This is a genomic window from Staphylococcus felis (assembly GCF_003012915.1).
GTDB lineage: Bacteria > Bacillota > Bacilli > Staphylococcales > Staphylococcaceae > Staphylococcus > Staphylococcus felis.
In genome coordinates this window covers 318,093-337,981 of the sequence record NZ_CP027770.1, presented here as the reverse complement: position 1 = coordinate 337,981, position 19,889 = coordinate 318,093, and the positions used below count along the sequence as shown (strand labels likewise).

The 19,889-nt window shown below is 33.2% G+C and carries 23 protein-coding genes and 1 pseudogene; 15 read left to right on the top strand and 9 right to left on the bottom strand.

Features of this window, described 5'->3' with window-relative positions; all coding sequences use genetic code 11:
- Positions 1–103: 103 nt before the first annotated feature.
- Positions 104–607 (bottom strand): annotated as a pseudogene (locus C7J90_RS01665) (transposase); the annotation flags it as partial.
- A 124-nt stretch (positions 608–731) separates the two neighbouring features.
- Here C7J90_RS01665 and C7J90_RS01660 point away from each other — a divergent pair.
- The 6 genes from C7J90_RS01660 (at position 732) to C7J90_RS01635 (ending at position 5,647) form a co-directional block, all read left to right on the top strand.
- Positions 732–1,613: an ABC transporter substrate-binding protein gene (locus tag C7J90_RS01660; protein ID WP_103209703.1), complete on the top strand. Its 882-nt coding sequence runs from the start codon at positions 732–734 to the stop codon at positions 1,611–1,613.
- Positions 1,603–2,565: a FecCD family ABC transporter permease gene (locus C7J90_RS01655; RefSeq protein WP_103209702.1), complete on the top strand. Its 963-nt coding sequence runs from the start codon at positions 1,603–1,605 to the stop codon at positions 2,563–2,565. The genes C7J90_RS01660 and C7J90_RS01655 overlap by 11 nt, the downstream gene beginning before the upstream one ends.
- Before the next feature lie 46 nt (positions 2,566–2,611).
- Entirely contained in the window at positions 2,612–3,316 is a 705-nt protein-coding gene (locus tag C7J90_RS01650; protein ID WP_103209700.1) for an HAD family hydrolase, read from the top strand.
- Positions 3,316–4,116 (top strand): alpha/beta fold hydrolase, encoded by an 801-nt coding sequence (locus C7J90_RS01645; RefSeq protein ID WP_103209699.1) that lies wholly within the window; start codon positions 3,316–3,318, stop codon positions 4,114–4,116. Before C7J90_RS01650 ends, C7J90_RS01645 begins: the two co-directional genes overlap by 1 nt.
- Before the next feature lie 90 nt (positions 4,117–4,206).
- Entirely contained in the window at positions 4,207–4,713 is a 507-nt protein-coding gene (locus C7J90_RS01640) for an SA0570 family protein (RefSeq protein ID WP_103209697.1), read from the top strand.
- A gap of 217 nt (positions 4,714–4,930) precedes the next feature.
- On the top strand, positions 4,931–5,647 hold the full coding sequence (locus C7J90_RS01635; RefSeq protein ID WP_103209696.1) for a hypothetical protein: 717 nt from the start codon (positions 4,931–4,933) through the stop codon (positions 5,645–5,647).
- Positions 5,648–6,220: 573 nt separating this feature from the next.
- Here the strand turns inward: C7J90_RS01635 and sarA are convergent.
- From sarA to sroA, 5 genes are all read right to left on the bottom strand, one after another.
- Positions 6,221–6,592: a global transcriptional regulator SarA gene (sarA, locus tag C7J90_RS01630; RefSeq protein WP_103209694.1), complete on the bottom strand. Its 372-nt coding sequence runs from the start codon at positions 6,590–6,592 to the stop codon at positions 6,221–6,223.
- Positions 6,593–6,983: 391 nt separating this feature from the next.
- Positions 6,984–7,871, bottom strand: coding sequence for an efflux RND transporter periplasmic adaptor subunit (locus C7J90_RS01625; RefSeq protein ID WP_103208095.1), 888 nt, complete (start codon positions 7,869–7,871; stop codon positions 6,984–6,986).
- 310 nt (positions 7,872–8,181) lie between these two features.
- Positions 8,182–9,108 carry a DMT family transporter gene (locus tag C7J90_RS01620; protein WP_103208097.1) on the bottom strand — a complete coding sequence of 309 codons (927 nt, stop codon included), beginning with the start codon at positions 9,106–9,108 and terminating at the stop codon, positions 8,182–8,184.
- A 142-nt stretch (positions 9,109–9,250) separates the two neighbouring features.
- Positions 9,251–9,475 (bottom strand): DUF2922 domain-containing protein, encoded by a 225-nt coding sequence (locus C7J90_RS01615; protein WP_103208099.1) that lies wholly within the window; start codon positions 9,473–9,475, stop codon positions 9,251–9,253.
- A gap of 17 nt (positions 9,476–9,492) precedes the next feature.
- Positions 9,493–9,696, bottom strand: a complete 204-nt coding sequence (gene sroA, locus C7J90_RS01610) for a sigS mRNA-stabilizing protein SroA (protein ID WP_103208101.1) — start codon at positions 9,694–9,696, stop codon at positions 9,493–9,495.
- A gap of 143 nt (positions 9,697–9,839) precedes the next feature.
- On the opposite strand from sroA, the gene C7J90_RS01605 reads away from it, so the two are divergent.
- The 8 genes from C7J90_RS01605 to C7J90_RS01570 are packed head-to-tail and all read left to right on the top strand — an operon-like array spanning position 9,840 to position 16,229.
- Positions 9,840–10,391, top strand: a complete 552-nt coding sequence (locus C7J90_RS01605) for a tyrosine-type recombinase/integrase (protein ID WP_103208102.1) — start codon at positions 9,840–9,842, stop codon at positions 10,389–10,391.
- Between the two features lie 15 nt (positions 10,392–10,406).
- Positions 10,407–12,788, top strand: coding sequence for a DUF4040 family protein (locus C7J90_RS01600; RefSeq protein ID WP_103208104.1), 2,382 nt, complete (start codon positions 10,407–10,409; stop codon positions 12,786–12,788).
- Positions 12,775–13,200 (top strand): monovalent cation/H+ antiporter subunit B, encoded by a 426-nt coding sequence (locus C7J90_RS01595; RefSeq protein WP_103208106.1) that lies wholly within the window; start codon positions 12,775–12,777, stop codon positions 13,198–13,200. Before C7J90_RS01600 ends, C7J90_RS01595 begins: the two co-directional genes overlap by 14 nt.
- Entirely contained in the window at positions 13,197–13,541 is a 345-nt protein-coding gene (gene mnhC2 / locus C7J90_RS01590) for a Na+/H+ antiporter Mnh2 subunit C (RefSeq protein WP_103208107.1), read from the top strand. The genes C7J90_RS01595 and mnhC2 overlap by 4 nt, the downstream gene beginning before the upstream one ends.
- On the top strand, positions 13,534–15,033 hold the full coding sequence (locus tag C7J90_RS01585; protein WP_103208109.1) for a Na+/H+ antiporter subunit D: 1,500 nt from the start codon (positions 13,534–13,536) through the stop codon (positions 15,031–15,033). The genes mnhC2 and C7J90_RS01585 overlap by 8 nt, the downstream gene beginning before the upstream one ends.
- The gene (locus tag C7J90_RS01580; RefSeq protein WP_103208110.1) at positions 15,033–15,515 is read left to right on the top strand and encodes a Na+/H+ antiporter subunit E; all 483 of its coding nucleotides are present in this window, start codon (positions 15,033–15,035) and stop codon (positions 15,513–15,515) included. Before C7J90_RS01585 ends, C7J90_RS01580 begins: the two co-directional genes overlap by 1 nt.
- Positions 15,512–15,802 (top strand): monovalent cation/H+ antiporter complex subunit F, encoded by a 291-nt coding sequence (locus C7J90_RS01575; protein ID WP_103208112.1) that lies wholly within the window; start codon positions 15,512–15,514, stop codon positions 15,800–15,802. The genes C7J90_RS01580 and C7J90_RS01575 overlap by 4 nt, the downstream gene beginning before the upstream one ends.
- On the top strand, positions 15,789–16,229 hold the full coding sequence (locus C7J90_RS01570; RefSeq protein ID WP_103208114.1) for a Na+/H+ antiporter subunit G: 441 nt from the start codon (positions 15,789–15,791) through the stop codon (positions 16,227–16,229). The genes C7J90_RS01575 and C7J90_RS01570 overlap by 14 nt, the downstream gene beginning before the upstream one ends.
- Positions 16,230–16,508: 279 nt before the next feature.
- Here C7J90_RS01570 and mntC read toward each other — a convergent pair whose 3' ends face one another.
- Genes mntC through C7J90_RS01555 form a run of 3 tightly spaced genes read right to left on the bottom strand, consistent with a single transcriptional unit; the run spans position 16,509 to position 19,013 of the window.
- On the bottom strand, positions 16,509–17,426 hold the full coding sequence (gene mntC / locus C7J90_RS01565; RefSeq protein WP_416060877.1) for a manganese ABC transporter substrate-binding lipoprotein MntC: 918 nt from the start codon (positions 17,424–17,426) through the stop codon (positions 16,509–16,511).
- 8 nt (positions 17,427–17,434) lie between these two features.
- A complete protein-coding gene (locus C7J90_RS01560; protein ID WP_103208117.1) occupies positions 17,435–18,265 on the bottom strand; it encodes a metal ABC transporter permease in 831 nt (276 codons plus the stop codon).
- Complete coding sequence (locus C7J90_RS01555) at positions 18,240–19,013, bottom strand: metal ABC transporter ATP-binding protein (RefSeq protein ID WP_103208119.1); 774 nt, start codon at positions 19,011–19,013, stop codon at positions 18,240–18,242. Before C7J90_RS01555 ends, C7J90_RS01560 begins: the two co-directional genes overlap by 26 nt.
- 120 nt (positions 19,014–19,133) lie before the next feature.
- Here C7J90_RS01555 and C7J90_RS01550 point away from each other — a divergent pair, with 120 nt between their 5' ends.
- Positions 19,134–19,784 (top strand): metal-dependent transcriptional regulator, encoded by a 651-nt coding sequence (locus C7J90_RS01550; protein ID WP_103208120.1) that lies wholly within the window; start codon positions 19,134–19,136, stop codon positions 19,782–19,784.
- Positions 19,785–19,889 lie beyond the last annotated feature (105 nt).

The window sequence follows — 19,889 nt, the reverse complement described above, 5'->3', positions numbered from 1 at the left end:
ATTAGTCAAGTACTTGGGCGCTAAAATTAACATCATTGAACTAAACCGTTCAATTTCTATTTTTTGAATAAGGTGTTATGATGTATATGATTATATGGTTACATTAGTGTGGTGCTTTTTGATAATCATATAATTGATTGTTAGTAATAAGATAATGAATGGTTTTTAACAAACGATTCACACTAGCTATGACTGCAGTCTTATGAGGTTTCTCATTTGGCTGCTTTCTTAATTTGTAGTAATAGTCTGCAACATGATTTTTATAACGATTTCGTCCTCTAATGATATTCATAATAATTAGAAACAATAAGCGTCTAGCTTTCTTATTACCTCTTTTATTAATTGTATCTCTGCTCATAGAATTACCTGATTGATAACGTTTTATATCAATTCCGACATACGCATTGAGTTGTTTGTTTGTTTCAAAATGTGTAATATCTCCAAGCTCTCCAATCAGTAAAGCAGTGGTTAATTCTCCTAACCCAGGAATAGAAACGATATTTTCAAACGCATCAGTTGTCTTAGCTCATTTAATCATCTCTTTATCAAACAAATCTTTTTCATGCATAGATTTAAGTAATTTATCACATAGATGTCTTAATTTCTTTCACAGCTAATCTTAGTATGTTTTTAGAGATAGCATGGAAGCGTCATAATCATAAAAAAGTCTACGTCTCTACATACAAAAATGTTATGATAGAATCGAAATCTGAAGTGAGGAGTCAAAAGCAATGAAGATAAGGCAATTTGGAATTATCGTGTTAATGACTATGATAATATTAGCTGGTTGTAATTTTAAAGGGGAGCAACCTGGAGATACAAAAGAGTCTTCAGATAAAGATCCACAACGTATTATCTCACTGATGCCGAGTAATACAGAAATTTTATATGAGCTAGGCTTAGGTGATGCGGTTATAGGTGTTTCTACGGTGGATGATTATCCAAAAGAAGTTAAAGATAAAATGCAATTTGATGCGATGAACTTAGATAAAGAAGCGTTAATTAAAGCACAACCGGATTTGATTTTGGCACATGAAACACAAAAGGCTTCACAAGGGAAGGTGCTCGAGAGCCTTGAGAAAAGTGGTATACATGTAGAATATGTGAAAGATGCACAGTCTATCCATGAGATGTATGACACATTTGAAGATATTGGTCAATTAACAGGCAAAGAAAAAGAAGCGGATGCTTTAGTGAAAGAGACACAAAATCATATTAAAGCTGTTGTTGAAGAAATACCTCAAGCTCAAACAAAGCCCTCTGTCTTTATAGAAGTATCATCTGAACCAGAAATATACACAGTTGGGAATCATACGTTCTTAAATGACATGTTAAAACAACTTAAATCTAAAAATGTATTCAGTGATGTAGATAACTGGCCGAAAGTGAGTAAAGAACAAGTGATTCAGAAAAATCCGGATGTTATGGTTTCTATATCTGGCACGTCAAATAAAGAGTATCAAAAGGAAGTTGAAGGGCGTAGTGGATTTGAAGTAGTCAATGCTGTGAAAAATCAGCGTGTAGTCGCAGTCAATGACGACTTATTATCACGTCCGGGTCCACGCTTGGACGATGGACTTAAAAAATTGAGAGATGCGATTTATGAAAAATAAACAAAACAAAGGCTTCATAACTGTGGTGGTATGGAGTCTTCTTTTGATTGCAAGTGTCGTTTATAGTTTATTCAGTTATCTCGATTGGTCAGCGTCTATTACGTATACATTAGTCGTGAATGTGAGGCTTCCGAGAGTTTTACTTGCATTATTAGCAGGTATGGGATTGACGCTAGCGGGTCAAATGTTTCAAATTATTTTAAATAACACTTTAGCGGATAGCTTTACTCTAGGACTTGCGAGCGGTGCGACTGTGGGAGCTGCTATTGCTACATTTTTAGGATTGTCGTTTGTGTGGATAGCGCCATTTGCGATGGTAGTGGGTTTTAGTACATTAGTAATCGTTATAATGATGACAAAGTTGATAGCAAACGGTGGTTTCAAACGCTCTTTAATATTGTCAGGTATCATGATTGGTTCATTATTTAATGCAATTATATTTTTGATGGTTCAGATGAATCCTAAGCGACTGCAGAGCGTCATGAATTACATGTTTGGTGGTTTTTCATCTGCTGAATATCGAGAAGTTGTATATATAGCAATAGCTTTTGTGATTATTGTTATCTGCTTGTTTTTGCAAGTGTCTCAAATAAAGTTGCTACAAGTTGATGCATATTCGAGCATGGCTTTAGGCATTGATGTCCAAAGGCTTTCTGTAATGGTTTTAATACTTGCAACCATCTTGTCAACGATTATTATAGGTTTTACTGGCGTAATAGGCTTTATTGGTATTGTCATACCTCAGTTTGTCCAACGTATTACAGAGCATACCTTGTCATATAAAATGATATTAAATATCATTATTGGTGGTACAATAATGGTACTTGCGGATACAGTTGGAGCGCAACTTTTAGCACCTATACAATTACCGGCGAGTATTATTTTAGCTTTAATTGGTATACCTATGATGTTTTATTTAATGATAGTTGAACGTGAGAGAAGGATTGACTAATATAGTAATAAGTCAAAATTAAAGAGAATATAATGAGGTTAAAAAAATGGACTTAACAGAGATTAAAGCGATTATTTTTGATTTAGAAGGAACATTGTTAGACCGCCAAAAATCACGTGAAAAATTTATAGAAGAGCAGTATGAGCGTTTTCATGATTATTTAGTACGTGTACAAGCGCCAGACTTCAAGGCTAAATTTATTGAATTAGATGATGATGAAGATCATGACAAGCCGGATGTATATAAAGAAATTATTAAACAGTTTAATATTGATCGATTAAGTTGGAAAGATTTATTTCATGACTTCGAAATGCATTTTTATCGCTATGTTTTTCCGTTTTATGATACAAATTATACGTTAAAAACTTTAAAGAAAGCAGGATACAAGATCGGAGTTATAGCGAACGGTAAAACTAAAATCAAACAGTACCGTATCTATGCTTTAGGTATTGAAGATTATATTAATCATATTTCAACTTCTGAAACAGTGGGTTATCGAAAGCCACATCCTCGAATTTATGAAGATATTATTGAAAAGTTGGATGTTAAACCAGAAGAAATTATCTATGTGGGTGATGATCCTTTAAATGATGTTGCACCAGCAAGAGCAATGGGAATGGTGAGTGTTTGGTATTGTCATCACAATCAAGATGAAGATTTAAGACCATTTGATTCGGAAATGGATTTTGAAATTCAGACGTTGGAAGAGTTGCTGGATATTTTAAATTTGACAAAGGAGGCTGAAAATTAATGCAATTATTTCGTACAACAGATGGGACAGCGCTTAATTATCGATCAATGGGAAAGGGCTATCCTATCGTAATGTTACATTCTATTTATATGAACCATACAGTGTTTGAAAAGGTTGCGAAACGTCTAGCACGTTATTTTCAAGTGATTTTAATTGATATGAGAGGACATGGTTATTCTGATAAACCACTAAGTATTGATTTTCATCAATATGCACAAGATGTTTATGAACTCATGGACTTTTTGTATATTGATTCGGCTACAATTATTGCAAATGAGTTGGGGGGATCAATTGCATTAGATTTAAGTTTACGCTATCCGCAGAAAGTATCTGAACTCATACTGATTAACCCCACTGCTATGGATGATTTATTACCACATGAACGATTATTTAGAAAATATGCTGAAAAAATAAGAACATGGGATGAAAGTGATCAAGAAAAGTTTTTAGAAAAGCATTTATATTACTCCAACCATAAAGTGCGTAAATTTTTGAAAAGTGTTAATGATTCAGCAGCGCTTCTGACTGATTATGAGAAGAATGCAGTAGATCAATCGTTTTTAAATACAAATATTAAATCATTTTTGCAAGATATTAGCGTACGAACACTTGTTATCGGAGGTCAAGCAAATGAGCGCGTTTCTCGTATTGAGTCAGAATACGTAGCTGAACAATTACCGAACGCGGAATATCAACTTTTTAAAAAATCTGGTGTCTATCCATTTGTAGAAGAAACAGATAGATTTTTAAAAGCTGTTAAAACATTTATGCACAAAACAACTAAAAACATGGATTTGTAATCATAATGTAATGTTATTGTTATTTTATTGAAATTTAGGGTATAATAATCATGAATCTTCTAAGACAAATATCGAAGGAGTGCCATTATTATGAAAAAACTCGTAAGTGCTATTTTAATCATAACGATGATGTTTTTTGGAATAAGTGCGAGTAGTGTTCATGCGGCTGAAGGAAATACACTAAAATCTGTTCAAGAATTACAAAATGGTTCAAAAAGTATCCAGAATGTTAAAATTGGTGATTCATTGTACCATGTAGAAAAGCAATATGGAAAAGGAATTCATACACAATCAGCCTATAGTCACGAGCATTATTATGAATATCACTTACATGAAGGTCTATTAGTGATTACTACAGAGAGTAACCATAGAAATGCTAAAGTTAAACGTATTGCGATGAGCTATAATGATATCAAAGGTGCGACTTACAAAGATGTGAAATCGTTAGTAGGACATCAAGCAACAACACGTGAACATTACAACAATATCACTGGAAATCATGGTTACATTCAAGACGATAAAGTTTCATACCAATTTACAACTCAGAACCCAGCAGATAAAGTGTTAAAATTATATCGAGTTGATATTGAAGCATAAATCTTAAGACTTCATGTATGGACATAAGGTAAATATAGGACTGAGCTAAACTTTTATGAATGAGGGGTTAGCTTGGTCCTTCGCTGTAAGACAGGCAATAAGCAAGTCTTGTTAGCTTTGTGCCAAATTGATAAATGATATCATTCAACACGTGATAGATTGTATACATAACGCTAAATGAACCTAAGCATTTAAGCTCAGAAGAATGGAGGACTTTATGAGAGCAAATGACAGAGTACTACTTGATAATGTTGAAGATTACCTTACATATAAAGGCATTTCTCCAAACTTGATAGATGATGTTAAAGAAAGTCTTCGTAAAGATATACAAAAATCAGAAAAAGAGAACATTGATTATATTGAATATCGACAAAAATCTCCTGCTGAAATTATACTAACCATTCAAAAAAATATTTTTACCTTACAATTTAATCCTGTTGTATTTTTTATTATTAACTTTATTTTAATGTCCTATTTATATGATAAACAGCTTGTTTCATTTGGGGCAGCAACAGGTCTCTCGATTGTTTATATGGTTGTAATCTTACCAATATCCGTTCTGATTTATTCAAGAATTATGAAGAAAAACTATTTATATCGTAATAAGATGGAAAGTTATACAGGTGTTATTTTAGCGATTATGGCGATAATTGTGATACTGATGAATGCTTATGATTTAGATTTAGGCATCTATGTTATTACACGATATGCTCATATATTAGTATTCATAATTGGGTTTTGTATCGCATTTTATGGTTTGTATGCTAAGCGTTTAGAATATACAGGTATGGGACTAATATTTTTACAAAAAACAGTGGATGCAGTCATATGGGATGGACAGATAGCGCAACTGGTTTCAATTGCGATATGGATTATGATATTAATATTTATCATTTTTTATACGATTGAGCTTTCATCTCGAAAACAAGCCTAGTAATAGCTAGACCTCCTATAGTGCAATGCTAAGGTACAGCGTTTAAAGAAGCATATATACAATTTTTACAGCAATACCATCTTTTATCAACAAATAATAAATAAGCGAGTAAAGGGTGGGAACTGTTTATTGTTTTCCATAAGAATAAGACACTAGTCACAATTTTATTTTAATAATCGAATGATGATGAAAACCTCGAGTACTATAAGTACATGTTATGAATTGATAGGTGAATATCATTGTTCGATTTTTTTGATCAAATTAGAATTGTAGGGAAAAATGAACGAAAATATAGAAGAGAACTTTGTTAGAAAAGAAATTAAAAAGCAAAGATTGGGAAAGGGGAAGATGAAAGAAGTACTTATAATTAAATAGTTGACTCATACCCTAGAAAGCAGAGTTGCCGACAGAACTTCATGATGATTTAAATTATTTGAGTCTGCTTAAACGCTAACCGCTTTTGTCCCAATCTATATGAACTTAAAAATAGGAAGGGGTAGAGTTTATATTGCGATAAATATGACCCCTTTTAATATAGAAGTTAAATTAGAATATTTTTATTTTAACCAATCATTATTGTGGTTTTACATCTGTAGATTTAATTGTTTCGTTCACACGTGATAACAATTCATCTATTTTTTTTCTTTGTTGATCATTAATAAGAATTAAAACAGTACGCTCATCTTGCTCATTACGACGCTTATCAAAATAACCTTCTTGTGATAAGTTTTTAACAGCTTTAACAACTTGAGGTTGTTTATAGTTTAAATTATTGATGATATCTTTTAAAAAGTATTCGTCTTCAACCTTATAACTTAAATGTGTTAAAACAGCGAATTCTTCAAAACTAATTTGGAATTCCTTCTTAATCACACTTTTTAATCTATCTGCGTAAGTAACCATAGATAGTAATTCAAAACAATCTTTCACACGAGTTACAGCCATACACTTAAACCTCCCATTATAATTACCCTTATAAATTCACTAATATTTAATGATAATTATGGCATGTCATTAAACAATAAAATATATTTGTTTATAGCTAGTATTATAGCAAAACTTTAATGCTTTATACTATAAAAACATATAGTTAAACACTTAATAATTTAAAAAGTACAAATTGCATTCACATCTCATCACTTAGCTTGTGAAAAATTTTTAGATATAATCATAAAAAGTTAAGTGAAAAATTTATATTATGAATTGAATTACAAGATATACCATATTGAAGCGTAGTGTTTTAACTATTAAATATACCTAAAGAATAATTTATATAACTAAGAAAATCAATTAAAATGTAAAATTTAAACGGCAAAATCAGAAATCAATTTCTGTATTACAGAACCATTTTAGGGTTTCGAACAATATTTTCACCGTCAAATATACCTGTTTTAATTATAATTTTCTCATTTATTTTATCATAGTTAACCTTACGTTTAATAAATCTATGCTTCTTATATAGAACAACTGTATTTTCATCTAAAAGCACATCAGCAGGGAGTATGATGTGAGCGGGCTCTATTATTACGTTGAAATGCGTGCCTAGAGGGTATGTTTTTTTGGTTTTTATAGTCATTATATATGACGAAAGTTTTGAAGAAGGAGTAGGTTGGATGGGTTGGAGATCAATATGATTAATAGTTCCTTTAATATGTTCTTGAGTGACTCTATTTGTCAGTTGAATGGACTGTTTAAGCTTAAATTGGGGTAATAAATTTTCGGGGATTCTCGTTTGAATATGTTGAGTTTGGGATACAATATCTAGTATTTTATAACCTTTTTGCAAATGACTATTTTTATGCAAATGCACGATTCCTGAGATAGGACTTTTAATAGTTTTATAGAGTTGAGATTGAAGCTCTGTCATTTTAATTGCGAGGTCATATGATTGTTCAGTCGGCAGATTTTTTTCGGATAGCTTATGCAAAGCATTGATAAGATTGACTTTTGAGTAATCATAGTAGGTTACTAATGGAGTGCCTTTTACAATTGTATTGGTGTTTTTAACGTGTATTTCATGTAAGTTTCCGTCACTTGCAGCGTACTGAAGTGAAAAAACATGATCAGGTTGCACAATGCCATCTAAATGTTGTGGGGCACTAAGTTCGGCATGAATTGTTTGAAATGCAGGCGTATGTTTATGTTTAAGCCAAAAGTATATGAAGAAAGAAGAAATAAGAAGAAGTATAAAAAGAGGGAGAATGATATAAAACTTTTTGAACATAGGTAGCTCCTTCAGATAGAATTACATTTATTATACATAATTCAGATTGTTCTGACAATAAAAAATACTGAAGTCTTGTGATAAATAATCAAAGGGTTTAAAAAATATCCATTCATAACATATAGCATGATTATAAAGTATTCGCATGAGTGAGTGCGACACAATAGGTCAAAATTTGACGTAATGATTCTAAAGTCAGCGTGATATATGTGATTTAAAAGAACCACTTCAACATGTAACTGGAAATGCTACATATCGAAGTGGTTTTTGACTATATATCGTTTTGAGTGGTTTGCAATATCATCGTACGTCAGCTAAGTTGAATCATGATAATCGCTACGATAATTAAGGCAAATCCCAGTAAGCGCTGATGACTAATCTTAATAGAAGGCAATCCTAATAATCCGAAATGGTCAATGATCAGTCCCATAATGATTTGGCCAATCATGACAATGATAATCGTGTATGCAACGCCTAAATGAGGTGTCAGTATAATATTAGCAGTTACAAAAATAACGCCTAACATTCCACCGATAAAATGCCACCAACGTATGGGACCGTGTATATCATGATACACATAGATACGGAAATTTCGATGAATTATAGATGTAATGATAATGAGTACAAGCGTTCCTACTAAGAAAGAGATAAACGATGCAAATAAAGGTGAATGGATATTTTGACTCAGTTGTGTATTAATAGCTGTTTGAATTGGAGGAGCACATCCTAAAATGACACCAATACATAACCAAAACGTCGTGCGTGATGATCGCTGTTTGTCTAATAAGGATTGTCGATTGAGATTCATTAATACGACACCTAAAAATAAAAGTAACAAACCAATACCCTTCAAGGTAGAAAAGGGTTGATATGAGACATTGAACAAACCTAAAGTATCTATCACAACGCTCATAGCAATTTGTCCTGATACGGTTGTTACAACTGTTAATGATGCTCCAATGCGGGGGAGAAGTAATAGGTTACCTGATAAAAAGATTACACCCATCATCCCGCCTAAAAACCAAGTGTACTGGATTTGAGAAGAAAAAATGACATTAAACAGTTGCGGATAAAAGACAATATTTATTAATAATAGCCCAATCGTACCTGTACCAAACGAAATAGTGGCAGCATAAAACGGTGACCGGGTATATAAGCTGAGTTTTGAATTGATAGCGGTTTGTATAGGCACAGCAAATCCCGCACATAATCCAAGCCCTAATAATAAAAGCAACATGACCCATCATCCTTATTTCTTTATACAATATAGTATACATAAAATAACTACTATGAAATACTCAAATGTTTAACTGTGAATAAGTCAAAAGATGGATGACATAAAGCGTACAAGTATTGAATGTTGTTTGCATTTATCAAAATTAAGGGGTTAATTCAAGAACGGTAATTGCTTTATCAATCATTTTTGCAGATTTAGCTTGTTTGATGACACGACCTGATACGGATAGGACACGAGTGTTGATAATGTGTTGAGCTTGTGTAGCGACTAATTCTTTTGTAATTGCAGTTGATAGATTTGGAATAGTCAGTTTGAATGGCTTTTGTGTTTCAGTTTCGAAAGTGATTTCTAATGTTTTAGTATTCATTTTAATGGTCTCCTTTATTATCCAATAAGTTCAGTTTTTACAACTTCAATTGAATCGTATTGTTCCCCAGTCAAAATTTCAATGGCTTTAGCAAAGCGTATGAGGGATTCATTCGAAGCGTTAGGGTTAAGTTGACTAAAGCGTCTTGATGTTTTTGTTTTTTTACCTCCAGATGTAATTGTAGTTTGCGTCAGAATAAGTGATAAATTTGTTGTAGTCATAGTTCTGACCTCCTTTCACTATATATATCGAAAATAATATAGAAAAAGGACACCTTAATTTGAAAAAAGTACAAAAAGATATGTTTATGTTACATAAATATATTATAATGGTGTATATGAAACTTTTGAATGAGGTGTGAATCATGAATTATGTCGAACCTATTCGATATATTGAAGATATTTATAAAATGTATGATTATCTATCAAAACGTTCGGAAAGAGATTATTTATTTTTTAAATTCGCAATTCATACAGGCATTAAATTAAACGATTTACTATCGCTATTTGTGAGAGATATTGTAGATGATTCATTTGAGGTGATACATTTTTGGGATAAACATCCAGAACAACATATTCGCGTCATGATTCCGGAAACTTTACGCCAAGAGTTAAAAGATTACGTGACAAGCGAAAATCTGGATTGTGATGATTTATTGTTTCAATCTAAGCGGACGCATAATAGCTTGAGCCGACAGCAAGCGTATCGCATTATTAATCGTGCTGCAAATGATTCAAGTATTGAGCATGTTGGACTTACTACACTAAGAAAAACATTTGCATATCACGCGTATAAGGCTGGAATTTCTATTTCGATTATTCAAAAATATCTTGGGCATCAGACATCTTATGAAACGATGAAGTTTATTGGTATTTCCAAACAAGAGGTCAATACGACTATCGCTTTGAACTTATAAAAAAGGAGTTATTCGATGATAATAGGTTTATTTACTGTATTATTCATTATTTTATTAATGCTCTTAATGATGATGAAGTGGAAGATTCAGCGTTTTGTTGGGGGAGTTGCATTACTTGCGCCTGTGAGTGCTGTAGTTGTATTTATGTTGCTTCTTCCTACTGTATTAAATGGACAGCCTGTTATAGAAACGTTGGAATGGTTGCCTGCTTATGATATTAACCTTGCATTTAGGTTGGATGGTTTAGGGCTATTTTTTGCCTTACTCATTTCTTTAATAGGTGTAGTAGTATTCTATTATGCAACGCAATATCTATCATCTCAGACTGATGCATTACCACGATTTTACTGTTATTTGGTTTTATTTATGATGAGCATGCTTGGGATTGTGTTATCTAATAATACCATTCTTTTATATGTTTTTTGGGAGCTTACAAGTGTTTCTTCATTTTTATTAATCAGTTATTGGTATGATAAAAAAGAAAGTCAAAAAGGGGCTATAACTTCTTTGGTTGTAACTGTCCTCGGTGGTTTAGCAATGCTCGTAGGCTTTTTGATGCTTTACCTTGTCACGGGAACTAATACGATTACATTGCAATTTGAGAAATATGAAGCGATTATTGAAAGTCCTTTGTGGATTCCTATTGTTTTAACGTTGCTACTTGGCGCATTCACTAAATCTGCACAATGGCCATTCCATTTTTGGTTACCTATGGCGATGGCTGCTCCAACGCCAGTGAGTGCGTACCTACATTCTGCAACGATGGTGAAGGCGGGTATCTTTTTATTGCTCCGTTATACGCCGATATTAGGACATAGTGAGATGTATATTAATATCGTGACAATGGTTGGTCTGTTGACCATGTTATATGGTGCTATTACAGCGGTACGACAATATGATTTAAAAGGTATTTTAGCATATTCGACAATCAGTCAATTAGGCATGATCATGTCGATGGTTGGTCTAGGAGGCGGGATTGTACAAGCAAACAGTCACGTCATGATAGAAATGTATGCGGCTATATTATTGACGAGTTTGTTTCATTTATGTAATCACGCGCTTTTTAAAGGCATGTTGTTTATGGGAGTGGGTTTGATTGACCATGAAACCCAAACACGTGATATACGTCAATTAGGTGGGTTAATCCGTGTATTTCCTATTACAATGATTGTGATGACCTTAGCTGCTTTAGCAATGGCAGGATTTCCTTTTTTAAATGGCTTTATCAGTAAAGAGATGTTTTTTGAAGGTTTAATTCATGTCCATCGATTCGAACTATTCCCTCTTGCAATGGGCATAGTGATTGTTAGTGTTGGTTTTATCGCAAGTCTCTTTACGTGTATCTATTCGCTCAATATGATAAAAGTTTCTTTTTTAGGTGATGATTCATTCGAAAATAAAATACAGGAACCTAAGCGATTGATAGCTCCTGCGGTATTGATGTCACTTTTATTACCTACTATTTTTATATTTCCGCAATGGATAGGTCATTATCTGATTGAACCTGCATTTTTAAGTGTGACTGGATCCAATCAGTTAATATCATTTGTACCGACGTTAAAGCAATGGCACGGTATCAATGGGGCGTTTATCATGAGTATAGTGATTATGATAGTGGGATTTATCAGTGTTTACTTTATAGATTGGACGAAATGGGGGACGTCAGGAAGAGAGAAATGGGCTTTACACATATTTTTGGAGAGGGCGTATCGCTCGATTGAGTTCACATCTAGTGTCGGATTGAAATCTGTGATGAATAATCGTTTGAATACGTATCTTATGATAACATTGATCATTTATATTGCGTTGAATATTTATGCTTTGGCTATAGTCGGAATTCCAGAGCTCTATCAAATTGATGTATATGAATACCATATTTTTCATATTATTTTGTTACTGACAGTTATGATTATTGGAATTGCGCTTATATTCATACGTCAACGATTGACAATGGTTATATTAACGGGAGGTATAGGTTATACTGTTGCACTGTTCTTTATTCTAATGCGTGCTCCAGACTTAGCTTTAACACAGCTTGTGACAGAGACCATTACGACAGTATTATTTATTGTTAGTTTTTCCAGATTGCCGAATATTCCAAGAGGGCAATTTAAACCTAAAGTAGAGTTCATTAAGATAAGTGTGTCACTCATAATGGCATTAACAGTCGTTGGATTTATTTTTATGGTTCAGCAGACAAACAGCTATGAAACTATTTCTATTTTTTATCATGATGCATATGAAAAATCAGGTGGTAAAAATATTGTGAATGCGATTTTAGGTGATTTTCGAGCACTTGATACACTGTCAGAAGGTATTGTTTTAATCATTGCAGGGTTAGGAATATTTACATTATTAAATTATAGAGATAGGAGAGGTCAAGATGAAAGAGAATGATTTAGTTTTAAAAACAATCACACGAGTCGTCGTTTTTATAATATTAACATTTGGCTTCTATCTCTTTTTTGCGGGACATCATAATCCAGGTGGTGGATTCATTGCAGGACTAATTCTAAGTTCGGCATTTATATTAATGTTTTTAGCATTTGATGTTGTACAAGTTCTAGAAGCATTACCTATTGATTTTCGTAAAATAATGATTATAGGTGCAATGATATCGATTGTTACTGCGGTTGTGCCAGTCTTTTTCGGTAAAAACATACTGTATCAATCGGATTGGTATGTACATTTACCTTATTTTGGAGAGGTACATGTCTCATCTATTACGCTGTTTGAAGCGGGGATTATGATTACAGTTGTGGGTGTTGTAGTCACAACCATTCTTTCGTTGAGTGGAGGGCGAACATGAATATTATCTTATTAATTGCAATTGGTTTTTTAGTGTTTATTGGAACCTATATGATTTTATCTAAAAACCTCATTCGAATTGTGATTGGGATTGCGATATATACACATGCTGGAAACTTAGTTGTGATGAGTATGGGGAATTATGCTTCAAATAAGCATGAACCACTCATCGTTAATGGCCAGGAGAATTTTGTTGATCCCCTTTTGCAAGCAATTGTACTGACGGCGATTGTGATAGGTTTTGCGATAACAGCTTTTTTACTTGTACTTGTTTATCGTACCTATAAAGTAACTCAAGAAGATGAAATTGATGTGTTGACAGGGGATGATCAAGATGAATAGTAATTTGCTAGCGGTTCCATTATTATTACCACTTGTAGGTGCTTTAATAATGGTGATGTTAAATAAACAAGTACGGCTTTCTCGAAATATCGCTCTATTTGTCTTAATATCATCATTTACGATATCACTATTAATGCTCATTTATGTTGTAAAAAATCGTCCTATTATACTTAACTTTGGTGGATGGGAAGCGCCATTTGGTATTCAATACGTAGGGGATGCCCTAAGCTTATTATTAGTAACAACTACATTTTTTGTTGTATTTATGATTGTATTATTTGGATTCGGACGTGGGGAAAGGCGGGCTAATCGCTACTATTTATTATCCTTTATATTATTTTTAAAGACAGGGGTAATAGGTTCGTTTTTAACAGCGGATTTATTTAATTTATATGTTATGTTTGAAATCATGTTGCTTGCATCTTTTGTTCTTGTTACTTTAGGACAATCCGTTGAGCAATTACGGGCAAGTATTATTTATGTTGTTTTGAATATTGTGGCTTCATGGGTGTTCTTAGTAGGAATTGCAATGTTATATCGGAGAATTGGAAGTTTAAATTTTTCTCATATTGCAATGCGCATCCATGAAATGGACGATCCCACTGCGATTCACATGATTGCAACGTCTTTTGTTGTGGCATTTGGTGCCAAAGCGTCACTTGTATTATTTATGTGGCTTCCTAAAGCTTATGCTGTTTTGAATACAGAGCTCGCGGCATTATTTGCTTCTCTTATGACTAAAGTTGGCGCTTATGCACTGATTCGATTTTTCACATTAATCTTTAATCAAAGTGGAATGGTAATAGAACCATTATTAGTTGTCATGTCGTGCATAACGATGGTGATTGGTGCTATCGGAACAATCAGTTTTAGAGACATCAAAAAAATAGCAGCATATCAAGTGATATTATCAATTGGATTTATTATTTTTGGATTAAGTACAAATACGTTGAATGGTGTGAATGGGGCTATATTTTATTTGTTTAATGATATGATTGTCAAAGCGTTACTCTTTTTTGTGATAGGTATTATTGTTTATATCACAGGATATCGAAACTATAGACAATTAAAAGGACTAGCAAAGCGAGAGCCCTGGTTAGGGGTGGCATTTATTGTTGTGACATTAGCAATTGGAGGCGTTCCACCACTAAGTGGATTTCCTGGGAAATTATTAATCTTTTTAGGCGCATTAGAACATCAACATTACATTGGACTCACATTGATGATTTTAACGAGTCTAATCGCTATGTATAGCTTATTTCGTGTATTCTTTTATATGTATGCAGGTGATTCGTTATGCGGGGCAGAGATAGCTTATCAATCTGTTAAGCCAGTAAGAAAGCACGTAGTCATGTTGATGTCAATCGTAGTTCTCGTTATTGGATTAGCAACACCTATTATTATAAATGCAACAAATCTTGCTGCAAAGATGAATTTAGATGCTGAAACATATGTGAAAAGTGTTAACCCTGATTTGAGGGGTGATAATTAATGAGACAAATTGCTTTAAATATAATGATTGCTATTTTATGGGTGCTTTTTCAAGATGAAGATGCCTTTCATTTTCAAACGTTTATTGTAGGGTATGTAATTGGGATTATGATTATTTATTTGCTGCATAAGTTTTTTAATCAAGAATTTTATCCTAAAAAGGTGTGGGTTTCTTTTAAATTTTTAGTTGTCTATCTTTATCAATTATTGACATCGACTGTATCTATCATGAATTATGTATTATTTAAAGCACCTAAAATGAATCCAGGGCTCATACGTTACGAAACAAAATTAAACACCGATTGGCAAGTAGCTTTTTTGACGATTTTGATTATTATTACACCAGGATCCACTGTTATTCACGTTAATCGAAATCCGAATTTATTTTTAATCCATGCAATTGATATTACAGAAAAGGAAAAGAAAAGCTTACTTAAAAGTATTAAACAATATGAGGAACTCATTATGGAGGTGACAAAATGATGACAGTCGTAACGCATTATTTATTGTCAGCGGCATTGATTATATTTGCAATATCGTTAGTCGTCGTATTATTTCGTTTGATTAAAGGGCCTACTACTGCTGATCGTGTTGTCGCTTTTGATGCAATGAGTGCTATATTGATGTGTACGGTAGGGGCATTGAGTTTAGTTTTTGAAACATTTTCATTTCTAGATTCTGTTTTGCTGATTGCTATTATTTCATTTTTAAGTTCTGTCACGATATCGCGTTTTATTGAGGGAGGCCGTGTCTTTTATGAAGATGATTAATGAGGTTCTTTTATTAATTGCGGCGCTTTTAGTATTTGTTGGAAGTATTGTTTCATTAATAAGTGCGATTGGATTGGTGCGATTTAAGGATGTATTTTTGCGGATACATGCTGCGACAAAATCATCGACAGCAGCAGTACTGTTAACACTTGTCGGTGTCTTTATCTATTTTGTGATAGCTCAAGGGTATGTCAGTGTTAGAACATTACTTGCTTTGGTGTTTATTAATATTACAGCACCGGTAGGAGGGCATTTGATTTCAAGAGCGGCCTATCGAACGGGCGCGTATATGTATCAAAAAGAAATGCACCTTGAGAATACAGATTTAAATAAAGAACATATTGATGAAGAAACCAAAAGAAAAATACGTATCGAGAAAAGAAAGAAAAGACGTAAAAAGATATATTCACGTTTAGATCAAGATTAATCATAGTCAATAAGTCTGGGACATACATCTCAAAAGAAAAGCGGAGAGATGATTCATGATTGAATCACCTCTCCGCTCATCCTATTCCTTCAGGAGTCTCGTCATAAATTCTTCGTTTATGCATGTTATGATTCACTGTTATATTTCAAAAAATAAGCTTCTTTCAAATCCTTTAATGAATTATCTAAATTAAAAGAAAAACTTCGAGATTTTTCGTAAATTCTTACGAAAGTCTCGAAGTTTTTTCGATTACTGATATATACCAGACTTGTTTTGTTATTATTTCATGCTTCCATGAATCGTATCGATATTTGATTTCATCATATTATAGTATGAATCACCATCGCTACCTTTTTTACCAATCGAATCTGTATAAACATGACCATAAATAGAAGCGCCTGTTTCTTCTCCAAGACTCTTCATACTCTTATCACTAACACTCGTTTCGAGTAAAAGATTTTTGATATGGTGCTGATTAACGAAGTCGATAGCTTGTTTCATTTGTTCAGGTGTACCTTGGTTTTCAGTGTTGATTTCCCAAATATATCCAGGAGTTACATCATATTGTTTTGCAAAGTATTTGAAAGCACCTTCACTTGTAATCATAGCGCGTTGAGATTTTGGTATATCATTGAAGCGGTCTTTACTATCTTTGTTTAATTCTTCAAGCTTGCTTAAGTATTTTTGTCCGTTGTTCTCATAATCTTTTCGGTGTGCATCATCTTTTGACTCAACAGCTGTTTTGATGTTTTTAACATATTGAATACCATTGTCTAAACTTAACCAAGCGTGTGGGTCAATGTTTTTAGATGATTTTTCACTATTTTTTAAGTATATAGGTGTCACATCTTTAGAAGCTTGGATAACAGATTTATCATCTAAAGATTTGCCAGCTTGCTCTAATGCTTTATTAAACCAACCGTTTCCTGTTTCTAAGTTGAAACCATTATATATGATTAAGTCTGCGTCTGTTAATGCTTTGACATCTTGAGGTTTAATTTCATATTCATGTGGATCTTGTCCGATTGGTACAATACTATGGACTTCAGCATGATCACCAGTAATATTTTTAGTCATATCATATAAAATAGAGTTCGTAGTTACAATTTTGAGTTTCTCATTTTTATCGTTGTTCGAATTAAGACCACAACCTGATAAAATAATTAAAATAGAAAGTATCGCTAAAATTCGTTTCATCATGATGATTAATAAGCTCCTTTACGAAAGATAAATTTAATTTGTGTAATAATAAATACAATTGCATAAATAAATGCGGCAATGAGTACAATTACAGCGCCACTTGGTAGATTGAATTTAAAGCTGATGTAAATACCAAGTGTAGAACTCACCATACTAAATACGCATGAAACAAGCATCATTGTCGAGAGCTTTCGCGTAATGAGGTATGCTGTGGAAGCAGGTGTAATTAAAAGCGCAACAACTAATATGACACCTACAGTTTGCACACTTGCGACAATAACGAGTGCAAGCAACAACATCACAAAATAATGAATGAATGTGGTATTGAGACCGCTCATTCGACTAAAGACTGGGTCGAATGTCGACATTTTTAAAGGACGGTATAAAATGAGTACTAATGCAACGACAATAATGCTTACAGTCAATGTAGTATAATAAGCAGTTTGTGTAATTGCTAAAATATTACCAAATAGAATATGATATAAATCAGTAGCTGAGTGAATTAAGCTAATTAATACGATACCCAGTGCTAAGAAAGTGGTAAAAGTGATGCCGATAGCCGCATCCTTCTTAGTCTTTGATGCATCGGAAATATAACCAATGATAGTACTGCTTAGCATTCCGGTGATTAGTGCGCCAATAAACATAGGAATGTTAAGGAAAAAAGATATCGCTACACCTGGTAATACAGCATGACTCATTGCATCTCCCATAAGAGATAAGCCTCTTAAAATGATTAAACATCCCATTACACCGCAAACAATACCTACTAACATAGCTGTCAATAAAGCTCTAGACAAAAATTGATACTCAAACAGATGTTGAATGAATGACATGAGATGTGGACTCCTTTCTTTGGGTTGATAACGATGGCATCTGAGACGTTTGGTTCAAGAAAACACGTTCAATATTTTCAGTTTTCAAAGCTTCTTGAGCATCCCCTAAAAACATAACTGTCTGGTTTAAGAGTAGTATGCGATCAAAGTAATCGGCTGCCGTTGATAGATCGTGATGTACGATTACAATAAGTTTTCCAGATTGTTTCAGTTGTTGAAGTTTTGCTAATATAATTTGCTCGCTTTTGAAATCAATACCTACGAATGGCTCATCAAGTAAATAAACCACACTGTCTGACATAAGTGCACGCGCGATAAACACACGTTGGAGTTGTCCGCCACTTAATGCGTTTAATTGTCTTTTACGTAAATCATATAATTCAAGCTCTTTTAGTAATGTGTCACGTTTGACCTTAATTGGTTTAGGAACACGCTTAAACCAACCTATTTCTTGATAACATCCCGAAAGTACTAAATCCTCTACACTTATTGGAAAATCTAAATCCAATACAGATTTTTGTGGAATATAAGTGATTTGGGTAAGTGACTGATGTGTAGGTTTTTGGTTTAATGTAACTTGACCTTTTGCTGGAATTTCGCCAATAATTGATTTAATAAGTGATGACTTACCACTACCGTTTGGTCCCATAATGCCTATTATTTCTCCATCAAGAGGCAATTTTAAAGTGATGTCTTTAAGGACGTGTTTATGACCTAAGAATAAATTCATATTATCTATAGATAACATATTCATACCGCCTTCTTTTATTTTTAGGTTGCCCTAATTAAAATATATTATATAATGAAAACTGTCAATGTCAAGTGGGTTCATGATACAATAAAGTGAATCTATTGAAGAGGTGAACTTATGCTAACTGAGGAAAAAGAAGATTATCTCAAAACAATACTGAGTCATAATGGTACACATTTCTATGTTTCAAATAAAACAATTTCACAATTTTTAAATATAAAGCCACCTTCTGTAAGTGAGATGTTAGGGCGATTAGAAAAAGAGGGATATGTTGAGACCAAACCATATAAAGGTGTTAAATTGACAAAAAAAGGTCTGACACACACATTAGATATTATTAAGCGACATCGTCTTATTGAACTCTTTTTAATTGAAGTACTAAATTACACATGGGAAGAAGTTCATGCTGAAGCAGAAGTATTAGAGCACCGTGTGTCAAGCTTGTTTGTTGAACGACTTGATCAATTGTTGGAACGTCCTAAGACATGTCCGCATGGGGGTGTTATTCCTCGAAATAATCAATATGAGGAAATTCATCGAACGCCAATACTAGAATTTGAGACAGGTACACGTGTAGTGATACGTCGTGTGCGTGATAAAACGGAATTACTCGTCTATTTATCTAGTAAATCTATCAAAATTGGTGACGAAGTGACTATCTCTAAAAAAGATGACATCAATCAAATGATCGAACTTAAAAATGATACAGATACGATTATTTTAAGTTATCAAAATGCAAATTATATTTTTGCTGAACGAATCGAGTAGGTTAAACATACTTAATATATCTCATTATTTTGGGCATTGTCTTTCAGTTTGTGAATATATTCCAATTGAAAGGCAATGCCCAATTATTTGGAGGAATAGTTGGCT

What these genes read in the sequence shown, in the direction of transcription:
- C7J90_RS01660 (WP_103209703.1), top strand. Translation starts at nt 732, where the DNA reads ATGAAGATAAGGCAATTTGGAATTATCGTGTTAATGACTATGATAATA.
- C7J90_RS01655 (WP_103209702.1), top strand. Translation starts at nt 1,603, where the DNA reads ATGAAAAATAAACAAAACAAAGGCTTCATAACTGTGGTGGTATGGAGT.
- C7J90_RS01650 (WP_103209700.1), top strand. Translation starts at nt 2,612, where the DNA reads ATGGACTTAACAGAGATTAAAGCGATTATTTTTGATTTAGAAGGAACA.
- C7J90_RS01645 (WP_103209699.1), top strand. Translation starts at nt 3,316, where the DNA reads ATGCAATTATTTCGTACAACAGATGGGACAGCGCTTAATTATCGATCA.
- C7J90_RS01640 (WP_103209697.1), top strand. Translation starts at nt 4,207, where the DNA reads ATGAAAAAACTCGTAAGTGCTATTTTAATCATAACGATGATGTTTTTT.
- C7J90_RS01635 (WP_103209696.1), top strand. Translation starts at nt 4,931, where the DNA reads ATGAGAGCAAATGACAGAGTACTACTTGATAATGTTGAAGATTACCTT.
- sarA (WP_103209694.1), bottom strand. Translation starts at nt 6,592, where the DNA reads ATGGCTGTAACTCGTGTGAAAGATTGTTTTGAATTACTATCTATGGTT.
- C7J90_RS01625 (WP_103208095.1), bottom strand. Translation starts at nt 7,871, where the DNA reads ATGTTCAAAAAGTTTTATATCATTCTCCCTCTTTTTATACTTCTTCTT.
- C7J90_RS01620 (WP_103208097.1), bottom strand. Translation starts at nt 9,108, where the DNA reads ATGTTGCTTTTATTATTAGGGCTTGGATTATGTGCGGGATTTGCTGTG.
- C7J90_RS01615 (WP_103208099.1), bottom strand. Translation starts at nt 9,475, where the DNA reads ATGAATACTAAAACATTAGAAATCACTTTCGAAACTGAAACACAAAAG.
- sroA (WP_103208101.1), bottom strand. Translation starts at nt 9,696, where the DNA reads ATGACTACAACAAATTTATCACTTATTCTGACGCAAACTACAATTACA.
- C7J90_RS01605 (WP_103208102.1), top strand. Translation starts at nt 9,840, where the DNA reads ATGAATTATGTCGAACCTATTCGATATATTGAAGATATTTATAAAATG.
- C7J90_RS01600 (WP_103208104.1), top strand. Translation starts at nt 10,407, where the DNA reads ATGATAATAGGTTTATTTACTGTATTATTCATTATTTTATTAATGCTC.
- C7J90_RS01595 (WP_103208106.1), top strand. Translation starts at nt 12,775, where the DNA reads ATGAAAGAGAATGATTTAGTTTTAAAAACAATCACACGAGTCGTCGTT.
- mnhC2 (WP_103208107.1), top strand. Translation starts at nt 13,197, where the DNA reads ATGAATATTATCTTATTAATTGCAATTGGTTTTTTAGTGTTTATTGGA.
- C7J90_RS01585 (WP_103208109.1), top strand. Translation starts at nt 13,534, where the DNA reads ATGAATAGTAATTTGCTAGCGGTTCCATTATTATTACCACTTGTAGGT.
- C7J90_RS01580 (WP_103208110.1), top strand. Translation starts at nt 15,033, where the DNA reads ATGAGACAAATTGCTTTAAATATAATGATTGCTATTTTATGGGTGCTT.
- C7J90_RS01575 (WP_103208112.1), top strand. Translation starts at nt 15,512, where the DNA reads ATGATGACAGTCGTAACGCATTATTTATTGTCAGCGGCATTGATTATA.
- C7J90_RS01570 (WP_103208114.1), top strand. Translation starts at nt 15,789, where the DNA reads ATGAAGATGATTAATGAGGTTCTTTTATTAATTGCGGCGCTTTTAGTA.
- mntC (WP_416060877.1), bottom strand. Translation starts at nt 17,426, where the DNA reads ATGAAACGAATTTTAGCGATACTTTCTATTTTAATTATTTTATCAGGT.
- C7J90_RS01560 (WP_103208117.1), bottom strand. Translation starts at nt 18,265, where the DNA reads ATGTCATTCATTCAACATCTGTTTGAGTATCAATTTTTGTCTAGAGCT.
- C7J90_RS01555 (WP_103208119.1), bottom strand. Translation starts at nt 19,013, where the DNA reads ATGTTATCTATAGATAATATGAATTTATTCTTAGGTCATAAACACGTC.
- C7J90_RS01550 (WP_103208120.1), top strand. Translation starts at nt 19,134, where the DNA reads ATGCTAACTGAGGAAAAAGAAGATTATCTCAAAACAATACTGAGTCAT.